The organism is Pseudomonas sp. NFACC16-2 (assembly GCF_900119205.1).
GTDB classification, from domain to species: domain Bacteria; phylum Pseudomonadota; class Gammaproteobacteria; order Pseudomonadales; family Pseudomonadaceae; genus Aquipseudomonas; species Aquipseudomonas fluorescens_Q.
Map to the genome: position 1 here is coordinate 1 of NZ_FPIX01000094.1, position 1040 is coordinate 1040.

A 1040-nucleotide genomic window follows, 5' to 3' on the forward strand; every position below is an offset into this window, starting at 1 on the left:
GAAATGCCAGTCAGCTTAACTGACTGGCATTAGCCCATGTGGCGGTTTTTTTATATCGACAGAACTCAGGTTCTGACCCCGGCCATTAGGCCAACGGGTTCAAGCTCCTTACCTTTGGCGAGGCTGACCGACAAGAACTGGCGCTCGATGCTGGACGGGCAACCAGCCAGACGGCGGGCCTCTGCCTGGTACCGGGCAGCAAGCAACAGCTTTGGAGCACGCTTTGAAGTTTTCATGGAAAACTCGGCAATAGAATTGGGTTGATGTTATGCCTCGTCTACCGCTATGACAAGGCGCTGCTGATCGTCGAAATCGAAGCCCAGATGCCGGTACCACTGGACGGCCCCAGGGTCAGGCTCAAAAATCTCAATCTCGCGAAGCTTCAGCATCCGCGCGTATCGGCTGATCGCGATCAAGACTAAACCGGCAACCTCACCCTTCAAAGGGTGAGTAACGTCAGGCTTGCCCTCTAGGAGGACTACCTTGATGGACAAGGTGCTTGATTTTGGAGTCGCAAAGCAAAGTCCACATAGCTCATGGTCATACCACAGAGAAAGGTCAAACGCTTTCCCGTCGCGATTCTTCCAGCCAGGTATATCCTCCCATGGATAAAGTTGGGCCTCTGAGCCCCATAAATAACATTGATCCAATGCCACTTACGTTATCGGCTCGTACCTTATCCGTCCAGCATCAATTCCCCTCTCCGCCAGTACCCACGGATCATCCAACAAATACTCTTTGGCAAGTTGCATTGCGGTCGAACGGAACATCTGATGTTTAAAGTCGCTAATACGCGGTCGTTTCATGTGGCGAATACGATGGGGGTGACAACAAAACGATAGGGCTCGGGGGCGAGGCGCACAATCAGGCTGGTTCCGGTTTAGTTGTAGGTAAAGTCGCAGGGATGTGTGGTCTGAAAGGGGCGTTTGATCCTGCTGCCACTCTCTGTGGGAGATTCTATGTTGCAGGGCAACCCTGCAACATAGGCGCTGGTTGGTATTCGCTCTGATTTTTCATCAAGGCAAATGCCACTCGGCAAA

General features: G+C 52.4%; 1 protein-coding gene. It reads left to right on the forward strand.

Going from position 1 to position 1040, the window contains the following annotated elements; genetic code table 11:
- Positions 1-263 precede the first annotated feature (263 nt).
- Entirely contained in the window at positions 264-422 is a 159-nt protein-coding gene (locus tag BT116_RS31195; RefSeq protein ID WP_170846023.1) for a hypothetical protein, read from the forward strand.
- Positions 423-1040 lie beyond the last annotated feature (618 nt).

Coding starts and splice junctions, on each gene's coding strand:
- BT116_RS31195 (WP_170846023.1), top strand. CDS start 264: ATGTTATGCCTCGTCTACCGCTATGACAAGGCGCTGCTGATCGTCGAA.